The organism is Streptomyces sp. NPDC055239, assembly GCF_053606205.1.
The window spans coordinates 718861-735379 of sequence record NZ_JBSGRD010000003.1; the positions used below are offsets into that span (position 1 = coordinate 718861).

Consider the following 16519-nt stretch of genomic DNA (forward strand, 5'->3'; position numbering starts at 1 on the left):
TCAGGCTCCGTTAGCCGAGCGAGTCGATCAAATGGTCGTCAAGGTCGGCGACGAAGGCCTCGCCGCGCCACCGGCGCAGTTCCCGCCGCGCCCAGCGCAGCCGGATTGCAGCGACACGGCCCCCAGTGTCAGATGCCATGTCGATGCACTCGTGCAGCAACTCGGCCGCTGCGCGCGGCTCATCGAGCTTGATGCGTGCGAGCGCCTGGTCGGTTGTCACGATGGACCGCTGTACGCGCTCGCGGGGCGACGCGAGTTCGTGCGCGGAATGGGCAAAGAAGTCGTGCGCCACAGTCGGGTCCCCGACGTACAGCTCGCATAGCCCCTCGAAGCCTCGAAGGTGCGCCGGCGAGAAGCCGCTCGACGACGGATCATCGTCCCGAAGACCGTCCATGTCGTACCACGCCAGGGACAAGGCTGCCTGCGCATGTCGCTCCGCACCCGCTCGTGCGGCGATCTCTGCCTGTAGAGAATGCGCGCGCGCCCGTACTGTGACGCTGGTGCCGGCCTGCGCGTCACGAACCGCGGCGTCGACAAGGGACCGTGCTGCGTTGATCCCTGGCGTTGAGTACAGGGTGACCAGGGCGTGACTCATGTGGACCGTGGCACGCCGCCACGGATCACCGATGAGGCCGGCCGTTTCGGTTGCTCGTGAGTACAGGGCCCGGGATGCGCCGTCGTCCCGGTTCTCGAAAGCCATACGACCGGCGAGGGTGTACGCCTGCGCGGCGACCGAGCGCAATTCCGGAAGCAATGGGTCGGGCACGGGCCCATCGAGGAGTCGACGGCAGCATTCGACCACAGGCGCGAGCAGCAATTGCAGCCGGACGAACGGGACACTTCCGACCTGTTCATTCGCTTCCTCGATGGCGCTCCGCATCCCGACGAGCAGTCCTTCGTCAGCGGTGGTGGGGTCGGTGAGCGCTTCGGTCATGGCACGCTGAGTTGTCGGCCCGAGCAGCGCGAGGAGGCCGCCGCCGACGTCAGTGGCGACACGTATGAGTAGTGATCGCAGTTCACACAGACGCCGTTCGCTCTCGCCCAAGTGCGCGAATGCGTCCAGTAGTTCGGCGAAGTCGGACCCGGGCCCGACGCTGTGCTGTCCGGCACTGCCGCGAACGTAGATGTGCGCGAGCAACAGTTGATACCGCTCACTCGGCAGGATCGGAGCGGCCGCGCATTCCCACCGGGCAACGGACCGCTGCACGCTGGCGAGACTCGCGTCGAGGGGATGCCCGAGTCGGGACGCCATGTCGGCGATCGCCCGCGCGGTGCCTGCGAGCGACCAACCGCGGGAAAGTCGTAGCCTCTTCAGTGCGGCAGCGCCGATGAGTCTGTCGTGCGCACTCATGTCCTCATGATGCCCGCCGATCAGGTCACACGGGCACGATCAGGCGAGGTTTCCCCTTCTGGGCACCATAGTTGAGTGTCTGCCAGGTGCCGGATGAACCTTCCGGCCCTTCCGCAGGGAAGCCGATCACCATCTCGGCGTGATCGACCATCCATCGGTTTCGCGCGTGGTAGGCCTCAGTGCGGAGCTCGTCGGCACGCAACTCGACGACCTCTGCGATCCGGCTGCGGCAACGGCTGATCGCCTGCCGCGCGTCGGCCGGCTGCTCCTCTACCTTTCCGGGCGCAACGACTGTGATCTTCGACTTCGAGTTACCGGCAAGCCACAGCAGAGACAAGCTGTCGATCCCGACTGCCCCGCCGATGTAGAAGTGCGCATCATCATCCGCGAACGGACCCAAGTAGGTGCCGAAAAGGTCGGTGTACCAGGCGGGTTCGCGATGCCCGGTTGACCGAGTTCCGGTAATCGCCACAGCTAGAGGCATTGATCAACTCCGTGTCATAGGTTGTCATATCCCGCGTTCCACGCCCGTGCGGTGGGATCAAGTCATGGACGTGAACACCTCGGTCATTCTGACCGGGCAACTCAAGGGCGGGGTCCGCACGAACGGCGCCGACACGCACAGGTAAGGCGGCCACCGTGCAACAACCCCGCGAGCGAGAATTCGCCCCACACCCATCATCGGTCGCCGAAGCTCGCACCTTCGTGACCGACGCCCTATCAGATTGGCAGCTCGACGGCCCCCTCGAGGACGTCCGCCTCTGCGTCTCCGAACTCGCCACGAACGCGATCAAGCACGGCGGCGCGCCGGAGCGTGACGCCGCGCCCCACTCCGACTTTCGCGTAAAGGTCGCACTCGACGACGCCCGAGTGCGCGTCGAAGTTCACGACCGGACACAGGGCCTTCCCGCAGCGCGGCACCCCGGTACAGACGAATCTGACGGCCGCGGGCTCCTGCTCGTCTCTGCGCTCGCCGACGACTGGGGAGTCGCCCGGAGACTCTGCACGGGCAAGGCCGTATGGGCCGAGTTCGCATTCGGCTCCACGTCGACACCGCCCCCGAAGTGACCCGTATATGTCCAGCCGAGGAGATCGAACGGTGAACCTGGCCCCCGTCTCGCCGAACACAGTGCTCGCCAACGCGCTTACCAGCGCTGAGGACGTTCTCACCCCCCGCATCCTTGCCACGACACCCGAACGCATCGTGTTTGTGGTGGGAACGCAGATCAACGGCGTTCCACACATCGGCACTTCGCTCGTGCAGTCCCTCACCTTCGCTGCCGCGGCTCGCGTGCGAGCTCGGTTCGGGTTCCCGGTCGAGGTTCAGCTCAGCGCCCTCGACAACGCGCCGCACGAGGTCGTCACAGACCTGGATTCCGGGCACCGATACCAACGTGCTTTCGCGCAAGCTTTCGGCGAGGACGTCCTCGCCGCACAGGTCGACGAGCTTTACCGGCCGCTCTTCGCGGCGCTGTCCGAGCGCCTGAGCGTGCCGTACTCAATTGAGACGTACTCGCGACAGCAGGCCGGCGAACACTTCCGGCGTACGTGGCTACGAGCACACTGGCGCATCGACGCCGCCCGCTGGTGGCTAGCTCCCTCGAGCGGCGTGCCACACGTGCGCGTGCCGTGTCCACACACCGGTTGCGGCTGGGCGGAGAAGTACGCCGAGCGAACACGCGTGTATCCAGTCGGAATGGAGCGTGCCGACGTGCGCGCGGTATGCCTCCATCACGGCGATTACGAGATCGCCGTCGAACCGACGGCCGGCGGATATCTCGACCTCGCCACGCTGTACCGGAACCTCGTCAAAGAACTGTCTGTCACCGGTTCCCACGGCCGCCTCTACGTCATGGTCAAGGGCGGCGACTGGGTGTTCGGCTCACAACTCGTCGACGGCGCCCTACAGGCTCTCGGGTTGCCCCGCGGACAACTGCCCGCCCGACTGTTCTGCCCGCAGGCAGTGACCGACACGGGCGCCAAACTGTCCAAGTCACTGATGCGCGAGGGGCGAGCGACCTTGCCCGACGGCGCCGCCCCATGGATGCTCGACACCCGGATGTGGTCGGGGTCGTTACCCGAATACGTGGAGCGGCTGCTCGTCATGGCCGAGGTTCTACTGTCGGATCCCCGGCACTTCTTCCGCTCGTACTCGGTCGGCGAACTCGGCCGCCTCATGACCGCACCAGCCGCTAGGAGCGTCCCCTCCCAATGACGGAAACCGCTGCTCGCGTTCACGAGCTCAACCTGTACCGCCGGTACTTCGACCTCGTCACCGCCGGACACAAGAACATCGAGGTACGGGTGCGCTACGAGCGCCTCGCAGACCTCGCGCCCGGTCATGTGATCCGCTTCAGGGCCAAGGGCACCGGTGAGACGTGCACAGTGCTCGTGAAACGAGTCGCCGATTACGCCGACTTCGAAGCGCTGCTCGACGGCGAGGGCCCCGAGAAGATCAACCCGACAGCGACGCGCGACGAGCAACTCGACAACATTCGGAGTATCTACTCGCCGGAGAAGGAAGCGCTCGGCACGCTCGCGATCGAGATCGAGCTGATCACCGAGTAGGCCCTCCGGGCGGGCAGCAGCCGCCTACGCCCAAAACGTGTCGACGACATCGTGGCGTCCTGGCACTGTGGCGCACCATGACCAACCTCGAGCTTCTGACCGACGCGGACGTGCGGCTCATGCAGGCTCTGGCGCAGCGCGTCACCGCCACTCGCCCGGATCTGGTGAACGGCGACGCGACGGTCGGTGAGCTGGCCTGGAACTGGGGCAAGGGGCACGTCGTCGGAGGCGCGAGTTGGCGGCGTCGGTTGTGGTTCCGTGGTGGGGAGCTCGTGGCGTGGGGCTGGGTCCATCTTCCTCGTCAGGTGCACCGTCGCGACGGGACCGTGAAGGACGTCACCGGCGCCTACCTGGCGTATCAGGTCCATCCCGGCCATGCCGCGCTGGTCGACGAGGTCATCGACTGGTACGACGGCATGGCGGCGGGCATCGAACGTACGGTGATGCCGAGCGCCGCCGATGAGTTCGCCCTGGAGCGATGGGCGGCGCACGGCTATGAGACCGATCCGGCATCGCTCGGCGACACCGCGTTCTGGACCCAGCTCAACGAGCGTGACCTCACCGATGTGGAACAGCCGGTCCTGCCGGACGGGTTCCGGTTCCGCAGCGCCGACGAGGCCGGGCCGGAGGCTTTGGTCCAGGCCCATCTGGACGCCTGGCTCTCCTCCACGTACACGGTCGAGGATTACGAGGGCGTACGGCGGACGGCGCCGTACCGCGGCGATCTGCACATCCTGGTCGAGGCGCCGGACGGAACGATGGCGTCCTCGGCCATCATGTGGCTCGACGAAGCGAACAGGACCGCCGAGTTCGAGCCGGTCGGGACGCATCGGGACTACCGGCGTCTGGGTCTTGCAAGGGCGATGCTTCTGCACGGGATGCTTCGGGTGCGGGCGGCCGGGGCCACCCATGTGACCGTCGCCTGCCTGGGGGCACCGGGGCACCCCCAGGCGCGCGGCCTGTACTACGGCGTCGGGTTCAAGGAGCTCACCCGGGACGCGCCGCTCATCAAGACCGAGGTCAAGACCGGGATCAAGGCCAGGACCGGGGCCTCTGGAGCTTGAGGTTGAGCGGGGCGGCCTCGTCCGCTATCGGCTATCTGATACCAGTTGTCAGCTATCGGCGCGACTCCCCCGTCTCCGTCACCACGCGGTCGTGCCGCAAGTCGTCGAAGAGCCGGGTCGACCTCTTCGCGTCCCACTTCAGTACGTTGCCCTTGGACGTGGGGACGCCGAAGCCGGACACGGGCACGTTGATCCGCTTGCCGTGTCCGCCCGAGACGCTCTGCACGGCGCGGAACATCTTGCTGAGATCGCGCAGGCTCATGTCCTTGTCGACGATGAGCGTGTCGAGCCCCGCCTCCATGGCCGGGCCGATCTCCGTCGGGTCGAAGAGGGTGCCGGGGCGGGCGGCCTGGTGGGCGAGGGTCGACAGGAACTTCTGCTGGTTCTTCGACCGGCCCAGATCGCCCTCCCTCTCCTGGTGCCGCTGACGGACGAAGGCGAGTGCCTGCTTGCCGCTCAGGGTGTGACAGCCCTTGCGCAGGTCGGCGCCCGACTTCTTGTCCTTGATGTCCCGGTCCAGGCACATCCGGACGCCGCCGATGGCATCGACGATGTTCACGAACCCTGCGAAGCCGATCTCCGCGTAGTGGTCGATGCGAAGACCGGTGTTCTGCTCGACGGTGTGCACGAGGAGTTCGGGGCCGCCGTAGGAGAACGCGGCGTTCAGTTTGTCTCCCTCGGGTCTCTTCGTCTTGCCCGTCGTCGTGTCGAGGCGGCCGGGCAGAGTGACCCAGGAGTCGCGCGGCAGGCTGACCATGCTGCTTCCGTTGGCTCCGGTGTGCAGCAGCATCATCGAGTCGGTACGCCGTCCGCCGCCCCCGCCGGCTCGCAGGTCCTTCACGGCGTCCTCCGAGAGCCCGTCGCGGCTGTCCGAGCCCACGATCAGGTAGTTGGTGCCCTCGCCGGTCGGCGGGCGGTCCCCGTACGCGCCGAGGTCGACGTCTCGGTCGAGCCTGGTCTCGGCCCAGCCGTAGGTGCCGCCCGCCGCGACGACCACGGAGGCCAGCAGGACGAGCACCACCCGCCGCAGCCGCTTACGTCTCTTCGGCTGCCGGGCGTGGGCGCGCCGGGGTCCGTAGTGGGAGCTCGGGCGGTCGGCGAACCGCTCGCGCGCGGTGGAGGAGCCGTCCGGGGCCGCGTACGGGTCCTCATCGGCCCGTTGGTCAAGCGCGTCTGCCATGGTCAACTCCCTTGGTCATTACCGGGTCCGACTCCTACGGTCCCTCGCCGGTTCCCTGCTCCCTCGTCGACCGGATCTCCGGACATCTCTCCGGACATCTCTCCGAGCGGCGCGTCGAGCAGATACGGGTCTGCTGTTCCGGTCCGGACCATGCTGTGCCACTTCAGGCGCGTGCCGAGCAGCGCCGTGGTCACGGAGTGGATGACCACGAGGTACATCAACTGCCGGTAGACGAACTGCTGGAGCGGCAGCACCCACAGCACGCGCAGCCGTTCGCGGTCGAGCCGCAGCGCGTACGCGGCGGTGACCAACTGGACGGAGAGGAAACCGAACCAGACGAGTCCGGCCTCCACGGGGTCCCGGAACAGCGCCCCGTACAGGGCGAACATGTCCACGACCGGAGCGCACAGCGGAAGGACGATCTGGAACAGCGTGACGTAGAGCAGCACGCGGCGGCCGAAGCGTCCGGCGGGGCCTACCTCCGTCACCGCGTGGCGGTGCTTCCACATCGACTGGAGGGTGCCGTAGCACCAGCGGTAGCGCTGCCGCCACAACTGCCGCAGCGTGCTGGGCACTTCGGTCCAGGCGACCGCGGACTCCGCGTAGACGACCCGCCATCCGGCCCGCCAGAGCGCCATCGTGAGGTCGGTATCCTCGGCCAGGGTCTCGTCGCTCACGCCACCGACGCCCATCAGCGCGTCCCTGCGGAAGGCGCCGATCGCCCCCGGCACCGTCGGCATGCACTCCAGGACCTCGAACATCCGGCGGTCGAGGTTGAAGCCGAGTACGTACTCCAAGTGCTGCCATTTGCCCAGCAGTCGGCGCCGGTTGCCGACCTTGGTGTTGCCGCTGACCGCGCCGACCGCCGGGTGGGCGAGCGGCTGGACGAGGCGGGCAAGCGCCTCGGGCTCGAAGATGGTGTCCGCGTCGACCATGACGACGATGTCGTACCGGGCGTATCCCAGACCGGTGTTGAGGGCGCTCGGCTTGCCGCCGTTGGGCTGCCGGATCACCGTCACCCGCGGATCGTCGATGCCCTCGGCGATGTCGGCGGTGGCGTCGGTCGAGCCGTCGTCGATCACGATGATCTGGAAGTGCGGGTGCGTGGAGGCGAGCAGCGAGTACACGGTGGAGGCGATACCGGCCTCCTCGTTGTACGCGGGCACCAGGACCGTCACCGGGTCCCGCACCTCACGAAGGCGTGGTGCCCCTGGCCGGTACCGGTGGAGCCTGCGCACATGCAGCCGGGCGAACACCATGAACAGGAGCATCCGCAGGACGCCGAGCACGCCCGTGAGGGTCAGCGTCCACACCATCACGGTGAGGAACGCCTTCCCGAGCCGCTGCGACCAGAGCAGGCCCACGCCCTTGACCTCCTGGCCGACCGGGGCCTGGGCGAGGAAGGAGGGACGGTCGAGGCCGCCGCTGACCGTGGTGAACCGTTTCACGCCGCTGTCCCGCAGCAGGTCCTCGGCCTCGCGGTAGCCGAGGTCCGTCTGACTGTGCTGCGAAACGAGGCCTCGCCACGGTTTGCGGTCCTTGTGGTCCGATGCGACCACCAGGTACCCCTGCCCCGCCGCGTCCTGCGCCGCCGTCCACTCGGCGCCGCAGAGCGTGTCGGCGGCCGTGGTGTGCGGCAGCCGCAGCAGAGTGGTGTTGATGCCTGCCGCGCCCGCGAGAGCGGACTGGGTGAGCGACAGTTCGAGGCGTGCGCGCAGCGGCGACGCCACACCGAGGTCGCCGCCGCTGTAGGTGTACGAGCCGACCTCGTGGCCCTCGCGAACGATCCGCCGCATCAGCTTCGGGTGCCGGGCCACGTCCTTCCCGTAGACGAAGAAGGTCGCGTGCGCGTGGTGCCTGCGCAGCAGGTCGAGCAGGCGCGGCGTCCACTCGGGGTCGGGCCCGCCGTCGAAGGTGAGCGCGACCGTCCGCGGGGGCATGGCCGCGGTAGCGGCCGCCCCCGTGGGGCCGAACCTCAGCAGCGGCTTCCCGTCGTCCGCCTGGCGCGGGATCGGCCGGGTGCAGAGCGGTTTGGTGCGCGCGGCGTCGACCTGGTGGGTCGTCCAGCCCTCGAAGAGGAGGGTGACGGCGACCACCAGGAGAACGAGCAGGAGCACGAGCCAGTGTCCGCGCGGCGGGCGACGGACGCCCTCAGCGCGCGTGCTCACTGCTTCGGGCCTCCGGCCGGCGGGTCGGATCTGCCGGCCGGAGGGTGTCCGGCGTCCGGGCCGGAGGTCGCCGTTCCGTTCATGCTCGGCGGCTGCGTGCCGACCGGCTGCCGGAGTCCGCTGATCAGCGCGCCGACGAACAGCAGATACCCGAGGCAGGCGACACCGACGACCACCGCCATGCCTTGCAGCGTCCGCCTGCGCCAGCCCGAATGGTCGATGAAGACGGGTATTTGAGGAGCGGCGGCCGGGGGGCGCCGTGCCACCGGGGGCATGCGGGGCGCCGCCGCCTGGTGCGGAACGCGCTGCGTCATGTCCCGGCTCGGGTGCTGCTGCTGCGTCATGTCCCGGCTCGGGTGCTGCTGCTGCGTCATGTCCCGGCTCGCGCGCTGCGCCCGTCCGGGCGCGCTCGGCGGGCACGGGGGTATGGACGACAATCGCCCGTCGTGCGGTGTGCTGGCTATGTGGGGGATGCCCTGCACTGGTGCTCCTGATCTGCGGCCGCGCACGCGCGACTCTTTGTATGGGGGGTACGGGCCCGGGGGCCCGCTGTACTGCGGGTGGGACGTACTGCCCGCGAGAGACGTCGGAGCCGCATCCCGGTGCCCTGCGCGTACGGAGATTTCCCGTACGCGCGCATGCGGTGCGCCCTTCCCGGGTGGGGCCGGGGAGGGCCGTGTACGCATGGGCCCTCACAAGGGCCGGGAGGCCAGGCTGCGGCCGTCAGTCATCACGCAGCCCCCGACCCTACTCGGGCGGACGGAGTCGGGCACCCCCGAACGGGCCGTGGCGCCGGTCACCCGGAAGGCGCGGCAACAGGCCGTTTACGGGGCAACAATTCAGCTGCCTTCAGCTGCGGAGCCGACAGGAGGCGACACCACCCGTTCACCTCGCGGCCCGCTGGGCGACGCCATACCTGTCAGGAACCCTTCACGGCAAGATCACAGAGTGCTCTCTGTCCTTACTGGCCCGTAACACTTCCCGCAACACTGCCCATGACAGATCCATGACAGACCCTTGCAGAGAGGATCCCCTCCATGGCCAAGTCCCGCAGAAATCGGCCCGCTTACGGCCGGCTCGCCCTCGTCGCCGCCGTCACCGTGCTTGCCGCGACCCTGCCCCTGAGCTCCGGCGCCCTCGCGGCCACGGCACTGCCCGCCGTCGAGCCGCGCGCCGAGACCCCCGCCCTGCACGACGACGAGGCGGGCGGCGACGCCGACGCCGATGATCCGGCGATCTGGCGCAACCCCGCAGAGCCGGACCGCAGTCTGGTCGTCGCGACCGCCAAGCAGGGCGGCCTTCGTGTGTACGACCTCCACGCGCGCGAGGTGCAGTCCGTTCCGGCGCCCGCCGCGCCGAAGCCCGATGACGCGCCCGGCCGTTTCAACAACGTCGACCTGGTGCACGGTCTGCGCCTGTCGTCGGGCCGCGCGGACCTGGCGGTGACCAGCGACCGCGGCAGCGACCGGCTGCGCTTCTACCGCATCGACCGGGACCGCGCGGGCGGCCCGCTCACCGATGTCACCGACCCGTCCGCGGCGCCCGTCTTCTCCTCCTCGCAGGATGAGATCAACGAACAGCGCACCGCGTACGGTCTCGCGACGTGGACGGACCGCGCGACGGGCCGGTCCTACGCCTTGGTCAGCCAGCGGGAGCGGACCCGCATCGCGCTGCTCGAACTGACGCCGAAGAGCGGCGGCACGGTCGGCTACCGCAAGGTCCGCACGCTCGACCTGCCCGCCGACTTCCCGTTGCCGAACGGCACTTCGTGGTCGCCGTGCGGTGAGCCGGGCGAGCAGCCGCAGGTGGAGGGGATGGTCGTGGATCCGGCCAACGGCACGCTGTACGCGGGCCAGGAGGACGTCGGCATCTGGCGGCTGCGCGCGGATCTGACCGGCAAGCCACAACTGGCCGACAAGGTGCGCGAGTTCGGCGTACCGGGGACGTACGACGAATCGTCCGAGGAGTGCGTCGCGGGCGCCGACCCCGGCTACGGCGGCAAGCACCTCACGGCCGACGTCGAGGGTCTGACGCTGCTGAACCAGGACGGCGGCGACGGCTATCTGCTGGCCTCCAGCCAGGGTGACAACACGTTCGCCGCCTACGACCGCGAGCTGTCCGAGCGCAATGAGTACGAGGGGGGCTTCCGCGTCACTGCCGCTTCCTCCGCGCTCGACGGCTCCGAGGAATGCGACGGCGCCGCGGTGCTCAATGAGCCGCTCGGCTCGAGGTACCCGCACGGACTGCTCGTCGTGCAGGACGGTCACGACGCGCCCGGTGACCCCGAAAGGCCTTCCACGAACTTCAAGTTCGTGGATCTGAGTGACGTGCTCGACGCGGTCGACGACTGACGGACGACCGACGGACGGGCAGGCAAGCAGGCAAGTGAGGAGGGTGGCGGCCCCACGGGGGTCGCCACCCTCCTCGCTTCTCTACGGATAACGCTTTCCTCAAGTTGAAATACCGACCAGTTAATTCGGATCCCACCATGGCCTGAATTCCCACCGCACAGAATGAGACGCTCCCTCCGCTCACCACGCCATACACTCGTCCGGCACATGACAATGGCACTAATCACCCGCCCTTGACTCGTTTCTTTCGCTACTCCCCCCTTACACCGCTGACCCGGGCCGGAATTGGCGCAGCTGACCCCTGTCCAAAAATGGAGGACCTCACCTGACATGTGAGGCGCGTGTGAAACCCGGTGAGGTCACGCAGAGTTGATGACCCATCAAGTCTGCGTCACCATTTTTGGACAGACCATTGGAAGGGGCACCCACTCGAAACATTTGGCTCTACGGTTCTCCACGTGGGGGGAACCACGAGGGGCATCACGAGGGGCACGAGGGGGGATTCGCCGATCAAGACGGTGCTGCGCGAATACCGGGGGGTGCGCGCAGCCCCGTAAACCAGCGTCTTTTTCTTTCGAGGGGATCCGTGCGGCGACGGCCGAACGCCCGCCGACGGAGCAGATGGCGCTGCCCGGTTCGACCAGCCGGCCCCGTTCCATCGGCAATGAAGTCCTTCTGCCGTAGGCAGGTTCAAAGACTCAGAAGCCTGCGCAGGTTGCGTCCGCCCCACACATTCACGTTGGGCAACACAGGGACTTCACGAAGGAGACCCCCGTGACGGAATCTCGGCCGAACGACCCCGCTTCCGCAGGGAGTGGGCTACTGCTAGAAGCGTTTGACGCCCAACTGTTCCGGGAAACTTCCGAAACCGCACTTTCGAAGCTGGAGAAACACCTTTCCGATCTCTCCATCAGGGGTCTCGAACTGACCGATCCCGCGACGTTGTCGGCGGCGGCGAAAGCCCTGATGACGACAGAACGCGAGAAGGTCGCGACGTTCGACGAGGAGAAGCTGGCAGGGATCATCGACCTGTACATCAGGACCGGCATCCAGGTGCACTCGCCCGGATACATGGGCCGTCAGTTCTCGGGCGTCGTGCCGCTCGCCGGCGTCATCGACTTCGTCAGCTCGGTGGTCAACCAGCCGGCCTCGTTCTACGAGGCCGCCCAGTTGCCCAACGCGGTGGAGCGGATCATGGCCGATGAACTCAACCGGTTCATCGGCTGGGATCCCGCCCGGTTCACCATGGTGACCACGTCGGGCGGTTCCCTGGCCAACCTCACCGCGCTCCTGGCGGCCCGCAACCAGAAGCTGCCCGGCTACTGGTCGGAGGGCGGATCCTCCTTGCGCGGCCAGCCACGACCAGCCATCGCGGTGGGCGCGGACGTGCACTACAGCGTCGCGCGGGCGGCCGGTGTGATGGGCATCGGCGAGGCACAGCTCGTGCGGCTCCCACTGAACAGCCGCGGTCAGATCAGTGCGGCGGACGCACGGCCCGCCCTCGATGCCGCCGAGCGGCAGAACCTGAAGGTGTTCTGCCTCGTCGCTTCGGCGGGCAGCACGTCGGTGGGCGCCTTCGACCCCCTCGACGAACTCGCGGAGCTGGCCGCGGAGAGGGAACTCTGGCTGCACGTCGACGGCGCCCACGGAGCGAGTCTCCTGGTCTCCGACACCCTCCGCGAAAAGCTGCGGGGAATCGACAAGGCGGATTCCCTGACCTGGGACGCGCACAAAATGATGTTCGTTCCCGCGCCCTGCACGATGCTTTTCTACCGGGACAAGGAAGCGAGCCTCACCGCTTTCCGGCAGAAGGCCAGTTACGTGTTCGACGAGGAGCCGGACATATACACGGCTTACGACAGCGGCGGCAAGAACTTCGAGTGCACGAAGCGGCCGATGATCATGACCCTTTGGTCGCTCTGGGCCATGTACGGACCTGCCTTGTTCGCGGAGAAGATCGAGTATCTCTGCCAATTGACGGAGGAAGCACACGGGATCGTCAAGGCCGAGCCCGACTTCGAGGCAGTACACCGCCCGGAAGCGAACATTCTCTGCTTCCGATATCACCCGGCCGGGGTCAGGAAAGAGGACATCCATCGCCTCCAGATCTCCATCCGGAACCGCGTGAAGCTCCAGGGAAACTTCTTCATCTCCAAAGTGAACGTCGATGGGGTGGCCGCACTGCGCGTGGTCATGATGAACCATCAGATCACCGGCGAACACTTCCGGATGCTGATCTCCGAAATCCGAAGGACAGGGCAGGACCTGCTCAGCAGCCAAGCGGGAGCAGAAACAGCTTAGAGGGGACGGATGTTGAGTACATCGCAAGTTCCACGAGCCACACACGTCACGTCGATCACACCGGCGCCCGGCGGCGCCCGCGAACTGGCCAATTGGCTCATCCCGGACTGGGAATTACTGCCGGAATCAGTTGAAGCCGTAACGGCACTGCCTTCGTTCGCCGGAAAGCTGCGTGAATGCGAACGGGTATGCCAGACACCGTACAGCGAGGTGTCGTACGAGGTTCAGGAAGCCCTCGTACTGCGCCGCCTCCAGCAAATGGTGAACACGGCGATGCTCAATCCCCTCTGGCGCGACCGGCTGCGCAACGCGGGAACCGTCCGCGCGCCAGAGACGTACGAGGCGTGGCAGCAGATCCCGCTGTCGGACAAGGACATCCAGCGTGACTTCTTCATGGAGTCACGCCCCGGCATGGTGGTGCCCCTGACCCGCGGCGAGTTCGAGATCGTGGCCAGCGGCGGCACCAGCGGCGGCCGTCCGCTCGAAGTCGTCTACTCCCTGCGGGAGTTGAAGGACACGTACGAGATCGCCGGCCGCTTCATGGGCACGTATCAGCTCGCCGGACATCTCATGAGCACCGACCCCAAGTGGCTGTTCACCACGCTGGCCGACTACCAGATGTGGAGCAGCGGCACGATGGTGGGCGGTGTGCTGCAGCACGTGCCCGGCGTCAACTACGTCGGCGCGGGGCCCGTCACTGCCCCCGTCCTTGAGCACATGTTCTCCTACAAGGGCCCCAAGGCCCTGATGGGGATCTCCGCGGGCATCGGGATCCTGAGCGAGCTCGGCGTGGGCATGCGCAAGGAGTCGAGGGAGAGCTTCCGCGTCGCCCTGTACGGCAGCGGGGTGCTCTCGCAGCGCAAGCGGGTCGAGCTTCAGGCGCTCTACCCGAACCTGGCGATCCTCAGCTACTTCGCCGCCACCCAGGCGGAGACCATCGGCCTCCAGCTGGATCCCGCGTCGCCCTACTTGTCCGCGGTGCCAGGACTGCACTTCATCGAGATCGTCGACGAGAACGGGCACTGGGTCCCCGAGGGCCAGGAGGGCGAGCTCGTCGTCACGCGCCTGCACGCCCACGAGGCCCCGCTCCTGCGGCTCAAGCTCGGCGACCGGATGATCCGGCGGCCCAGGACCGAGGGTCCCGGCCTCAAGACCCAGCGGTTCGAGTTCGCGGGCCGCACGGGCGACGTGCTCCACATCAACGACAGCCAGTACTCCGCCGCCCGTGCCTACGAAGCCCTGCGCGACGAGCTGAAGGCCGCCGAGGCGGTGGACCTGGACGCGGTGGCGCACGAGGTGCAGTTCGTGAACCACCGCGAGGGCAGGACCATCACACTGCTCGCCTCGGTCGACGACGTACTCGGCATGACGTACCGGACGGACACGGCTCTTGGTCCCTACGGCGTCCAGCAGATGTTCGTGAACGCCCTGCCGCGTTCCCTCTCGCTGTTCAACCACGGGGAGGCGAACCCCGCGTCGATCGAGAAGACCGGGTACAGCTTCCAGCTCAAGTTCGTGCCCAGGCTCTCGGCCGAGATCGAGCGGACGGCCGTCGGCAAGGTCCCGCTGGTGCGGGACCGGGGTTAGCGCCTACAGGAGGAGTGAGGATGAAGCCGCAAGTCAACATCATCGCGGTCGTCGACGTCATCGGAGCGCTCTCGGGCAGCACGCTGCTCAACGGCAATCTCTGCATGATGGACGACGGCGGGCACAACAGCGCCCATCAGGGCACGCCGGACCTGTGCACCGTGGTCAGGCCGGGACAGGTCGTCTCGTGGACCGCGCTCGCCGTGGATCTGCAGACCCCGGTCGAGATCAAGAACATCTCGTTCGTGCCCGCGGACCAGAGCAACGGCCGGAGCCAGGCGTCGGGCCAGGGCCAGAGCCAGAGCGCGAGCCAGATGCAGGGCCAGCCTTACGGCCAGACGCAGAGCCAGCCGCAGAGCCAGCAGCCCTACGGCCAGTCCCAAGGCCAGCCCCACGGCCAGGCGCAGGGCGCCCAGGGCGGCAACCACGCCGAGGGCGACAAGCTCGACCTCGACGTCTGGACGGGCGTGGTGCCCAACTGGCTGACGCCCGGCGTCGCCTACCAGTACCGCCTGGAACTCCAGATGTACGAGGGCGGGAACAGCGTCATGCACGTCGACACCCCCGCGTTGATGTGCCAGCAGTAGCAGCCGGAGCGCGACGGCAAGGGCCGGGAATCAAGTAGCGGCGACGAAGGCGGAAACATGCCCCAACAATTGGCGATCATCGTGCTCGTGGACGTCGGCAATGCGCTGGAGTCCGAGTCACTCGAAGGCAACACCTACCTGTTCGACAACATGAAGCTGCAGGGCTCCACCAATCAGGGGACCGGCGAGCTCGTCACCGCGATCAACGGCTCCTACTGGAGGGACGGATCGCAGGCCAGCGAGCAGGTGCTCAACTGGCTGCCGTACAGCCTGGGTTCCATCCCGCCGACCGTGCCACGCGGCTACGAGGTCGACCGGGCGCGGCAGACCGACGAGCAGGCCCTGGCCGATCTTCAGGACCTCGCGAACAAGTCATCGGTCGCGGGCACCGACCAGCAGGAGCAGCTGAACCAGGTCCGCAAGACCGTCGGTGCCCGCGTCAAGACCACGCGGCGCACCCGCGGCCGCCTGTCCGGGCAGAAGATCCTGGACGTCACCGGCAAGGTCCTCACCGAGGAGAACACGGCCGCGTACACCTACCCCGCCCCCGTGATCACCGACATCTACGGCGAGGCCGTCGACTCGAAGATCATGTATCCGGCGGAGTACGGCTCCCCTGACCTGGTCACGGACGGCTGGTACTGGTCCGCGACGGTCGACACCTCACGGCCCGGCACCTACTCGTACGTGATGCGCATCCAGCTGCACAAGCTGGTGGGACTCAACGGCGAAATGCGGTGGGAGGCCGTCGACCTGGTCTGTCCGTCGACCCTCAAGATCACTTCCGAGCCCCGGCGTAACGCCTTCACCAAGGCGGGCATGGGCATGCTGCCCATCCCTCCGGGGTCGGGTACGCGCCCCGGCACGTCCTGATCCCGCACGGACTTCAGCCAGAAGGAGGAGCAGATGACCACCACGCCGAGGAAGCGGGAGACCGGCACCGCGAAGCGGCCCATCTCCATCACCGCCGTAGTGGACTGTGTGGGTGCCCTCGCAGCAGGCAACATGCAGGGCCACCTGTACATGTACGACACCAACAGGTCCGCGGGATCCACCGGCTTCGGCACCGAGGAACTGCAGACGCGCGCGAAGAAGGGCGACCAGCTTCTCTGGAACGCGCTCGCGCTCGAGTGCGAGGCGTATGTCGCCATCGACGGTATCGAGATCGACAGCTCCATCTGCGTACCGGAGCGGAAGGTCTACCCCGGCACCGACGTCGCCTACTGGACCGGCACGGTGAAGAAGGACGCGCCCAACGTCACGTACCAGATCTCTTTCAAGCTGGGCACGAGGGACGAATCGATCGCCACCACCCTGTCGTCGTCCCTCATCGGCTAGGACCGGGCATGACGGCGTACGCGA

15 protein-coding genes are annotated in these 16519 nt (G+C 67.4%); 10 read left to right on the top strand and 5 right to left on the bottom strand.

Translation table 11 applies throughout. The features are described 5' to 3' along the window. Nucleotides 1-10: 10 nt before the first annotated feature. Both ACWFRJ_RS13990 and ACWFRJ_RS13995 read right to left on the bottom strand, forming a co-directional pair. Nucleotides 11-1351, bottom strand: coding sequence for a hypothetical protein (locus ACWFRJ_RS13990; protein WP_453528812.1), 1341 nt, complete (start codon nucleotides 1349-1351; stop codon nucleotides 11-13). 25 nt (nucleotides 1352-1376) lie between these two features. Further along, nucleotides 1377-1835: a hypothetical protein gene (locus ACWFRJ_RS13995; protein WP_453528815.1), complete on the bottom strand. Its 459-nt coding sequence runs from the start codon at nucleotides 1833-1835 to the stop codon at nucleotides 1377-1379. Nucleotides 1836-1990: 155 nt separating this feature from the next. On the opposite strand from ACWFRJ_RS13995, the gene ACWFRJ_RS14000 reads away from it, so the two are divergent. The 4 genes from ACWFRJ_RS14000 to ACWFRJ_RS14015 all read left to right on the top strand — a co-directional run bounded on the left by ACWFRJ_RS14000 (nucleotide 1991) and on the right by ACWFRJ_RS14015 (nucleotide 4983). Next, the gene (locus ACWFRJ_RS14000) at nucleotides 1991-2419 is read left to right on the top strand and encodes an ATP-binding protein (RefSeq protein WP_453528818.1); all 429 of its coding nucleotides are present in this window, start codon (nucleotides 1991-1993) and stop codon (nucleotides 2417-2419) included. Between the two features lie 31 nt (nucleotides 2420-2450). Then, complete coding sequence (locus ACWFRJ_RS14005) at nucleotides 2451-3566, top strand: hypothetical protein (protein WP_453528821.1); 1116 nt, start codon at nucleotides 2451-2453, stop codon at nucleotides 3564-3566. Further along, the gene (locus ACWFRJ_RS14010) at nucleotides 3563-3919 is read left to right on the top strand and encodes an ASCH domain-containing protein (protein WP_453528824.1); all 357 of its coding nucleotides are present in this window, start codon (nucleotides 3563-3565) and stop codon (nucleotides 3917-3919) included. Before ACWFRJ_RS14005 ends, ACWFRJ_RS14010 begins: the two co-directional genes overlap by 4 nt. 77 nt (nucleotides 3920-3996) lie before the next feature. Next, nucleotides 3997-4983, top strand: a complete 987-nt coding sequence (locus tag ACWFRJ_RS14015) for a GNAT family N-acetyltransferase (RefSeq protein ID WP_453528827.1) — start codon at nucleotides 3997-3999, stop codon at nucleotides 4981-4983. 52 nt (nucleotides 4984-5035) lie between these two features. On the opposite strand, the gene ACWFRJ_RS14020 is transcribed toward ACWFRJ_RS14015, so the two are convergent. From ACWFRJ_RS14020 to ACWFRJ_RS14030, 3 genes are read right to left on the bottom strand one after another with little or no spacing between them, the layout of a single operon-like run. Beyond that, a complete protein-coding gene (locus ACWFRJ_RS14020; protein WP_453528830.1) occupies nucleotides 5036-6163 on the bottom strand; it encodes an LCP family protein in 1128 nt (375 codons plus the stop codon). Nucleotides 6164-6165: 2 nt separating this feature from the next. Then, nucleotides 6166-8331 (bottom strand): bifunctional polysaccharide deacetylase/glycosyltransferase family 2 protein, encoded by a 2166-nt coding sequence (locus ACWFRJ_RS14025; protein ID WP_453528833.1) that lies wholly within the window; start codon nucleotides 8329-8331, stop codon nucleotides 6166-6168. Beyond that, the gene (locus ACWFRJ_RS14030) at nucleotides 8328-8705 is read right to left on the bottom strand and encodes a hypothetical protein (protein WP_453528836.1); all 378 of its coding nucleotides are present in this window, start codon (nucleotides 8703-8705) and stop codon (nucleotides 8328-8330) included. The genes ACWFRJ_RS14025 and ACWFRJ_RS14030 overlap by 4 nt, the downstream gene beginning before the upstream one ends. Before the next feature lie 663 nt (nucleotides 8706-9368). Between ACWFRJ_RS14030 and ACWFRJ_RS14035 the strand changes: the two genes are divergently transcribed. The 6 genes from ACWFRJ_RS14035 (at nucleotide 9369) to ACWFRJ_RS14060 (ending at nucleotide 16495) form a co-directional block, all read left to right on the top strand. Continuing rightward, the gene (locus tag ACWFRJ_RS14035) at nucleotides 9369-10682 is read left to right on the top strand and encodes a phytase (protein WP_453528839.1); all 1314 of its coding nucleotides are present in this window, start codon (nucleotides 9369-9371) and stop codon (nucleotides 10680-10682) included. A 966-nt stretch (nucleotides 10683-11648) separates the two neighbouring features. Continuing rightward, the gene (locus ACWFRJ_RS14040; protein ID WP_453528842.1) at nucleotides 11649-12983 is read left to right on the top strand and encodes a pyridoxal phosphate-dependent decarboxylase family protein; all 1335 of its coding nucleotides are present in this window, start codon (nucleotides 11649-11651) and stop codon (nucleotides 12981-12983) included. Nucleotides 12984-13193: 210 nt separating this feature from the next. Beyond that, entirely contained in the window at nucleotides 13194-14570 is a 1377-nt protein-coding gene (locus ACWFRJ_RS14045) for a hypothetical protein (protein ID WP_453528844.1), read from the top strand. Nucleotides 14571-14590: 20 nt separating this feature from the next. After that, nucleotides 14591-15157, top strand: a complete 567-nt coding sequence (locus ACWFRJ_RS14050; protein ID WP_453528847.1) for a hypothetical protein — start codon at nucleotides 14591-14593, stop codon at nucleotides 15155-15157. Nucleotides 15158-15214: 57 nt separating this feature from the next. Further along, nucleotides 15215-16030, top strand: a complete 816-nt coding sequence (locus tag ACWFRJ_RS14055) for a hypothetical protein (RefSeq protein ID WP_453528850.1) — start codon at nucleotides 15215-15217, stop codon at nucleotides 16028-16030. Nucleotides 16031-16063: 33 nt separating this feature from the next. Further along, the gene (locus tag ACWFRJ_RS14060; RefSeq protein WP_453528853.1) at nucleotides 16064-16495 is read left to right on the top strand and encodes a hypothetical protein; all 432 of its coding nucleotides are present in this window, start codon (nucleotides 16064-16066) and stop codon (nucleotides 16493-16495) included. Nucleotides 16496-16519 lie beyond the last annotated feature (24 nt).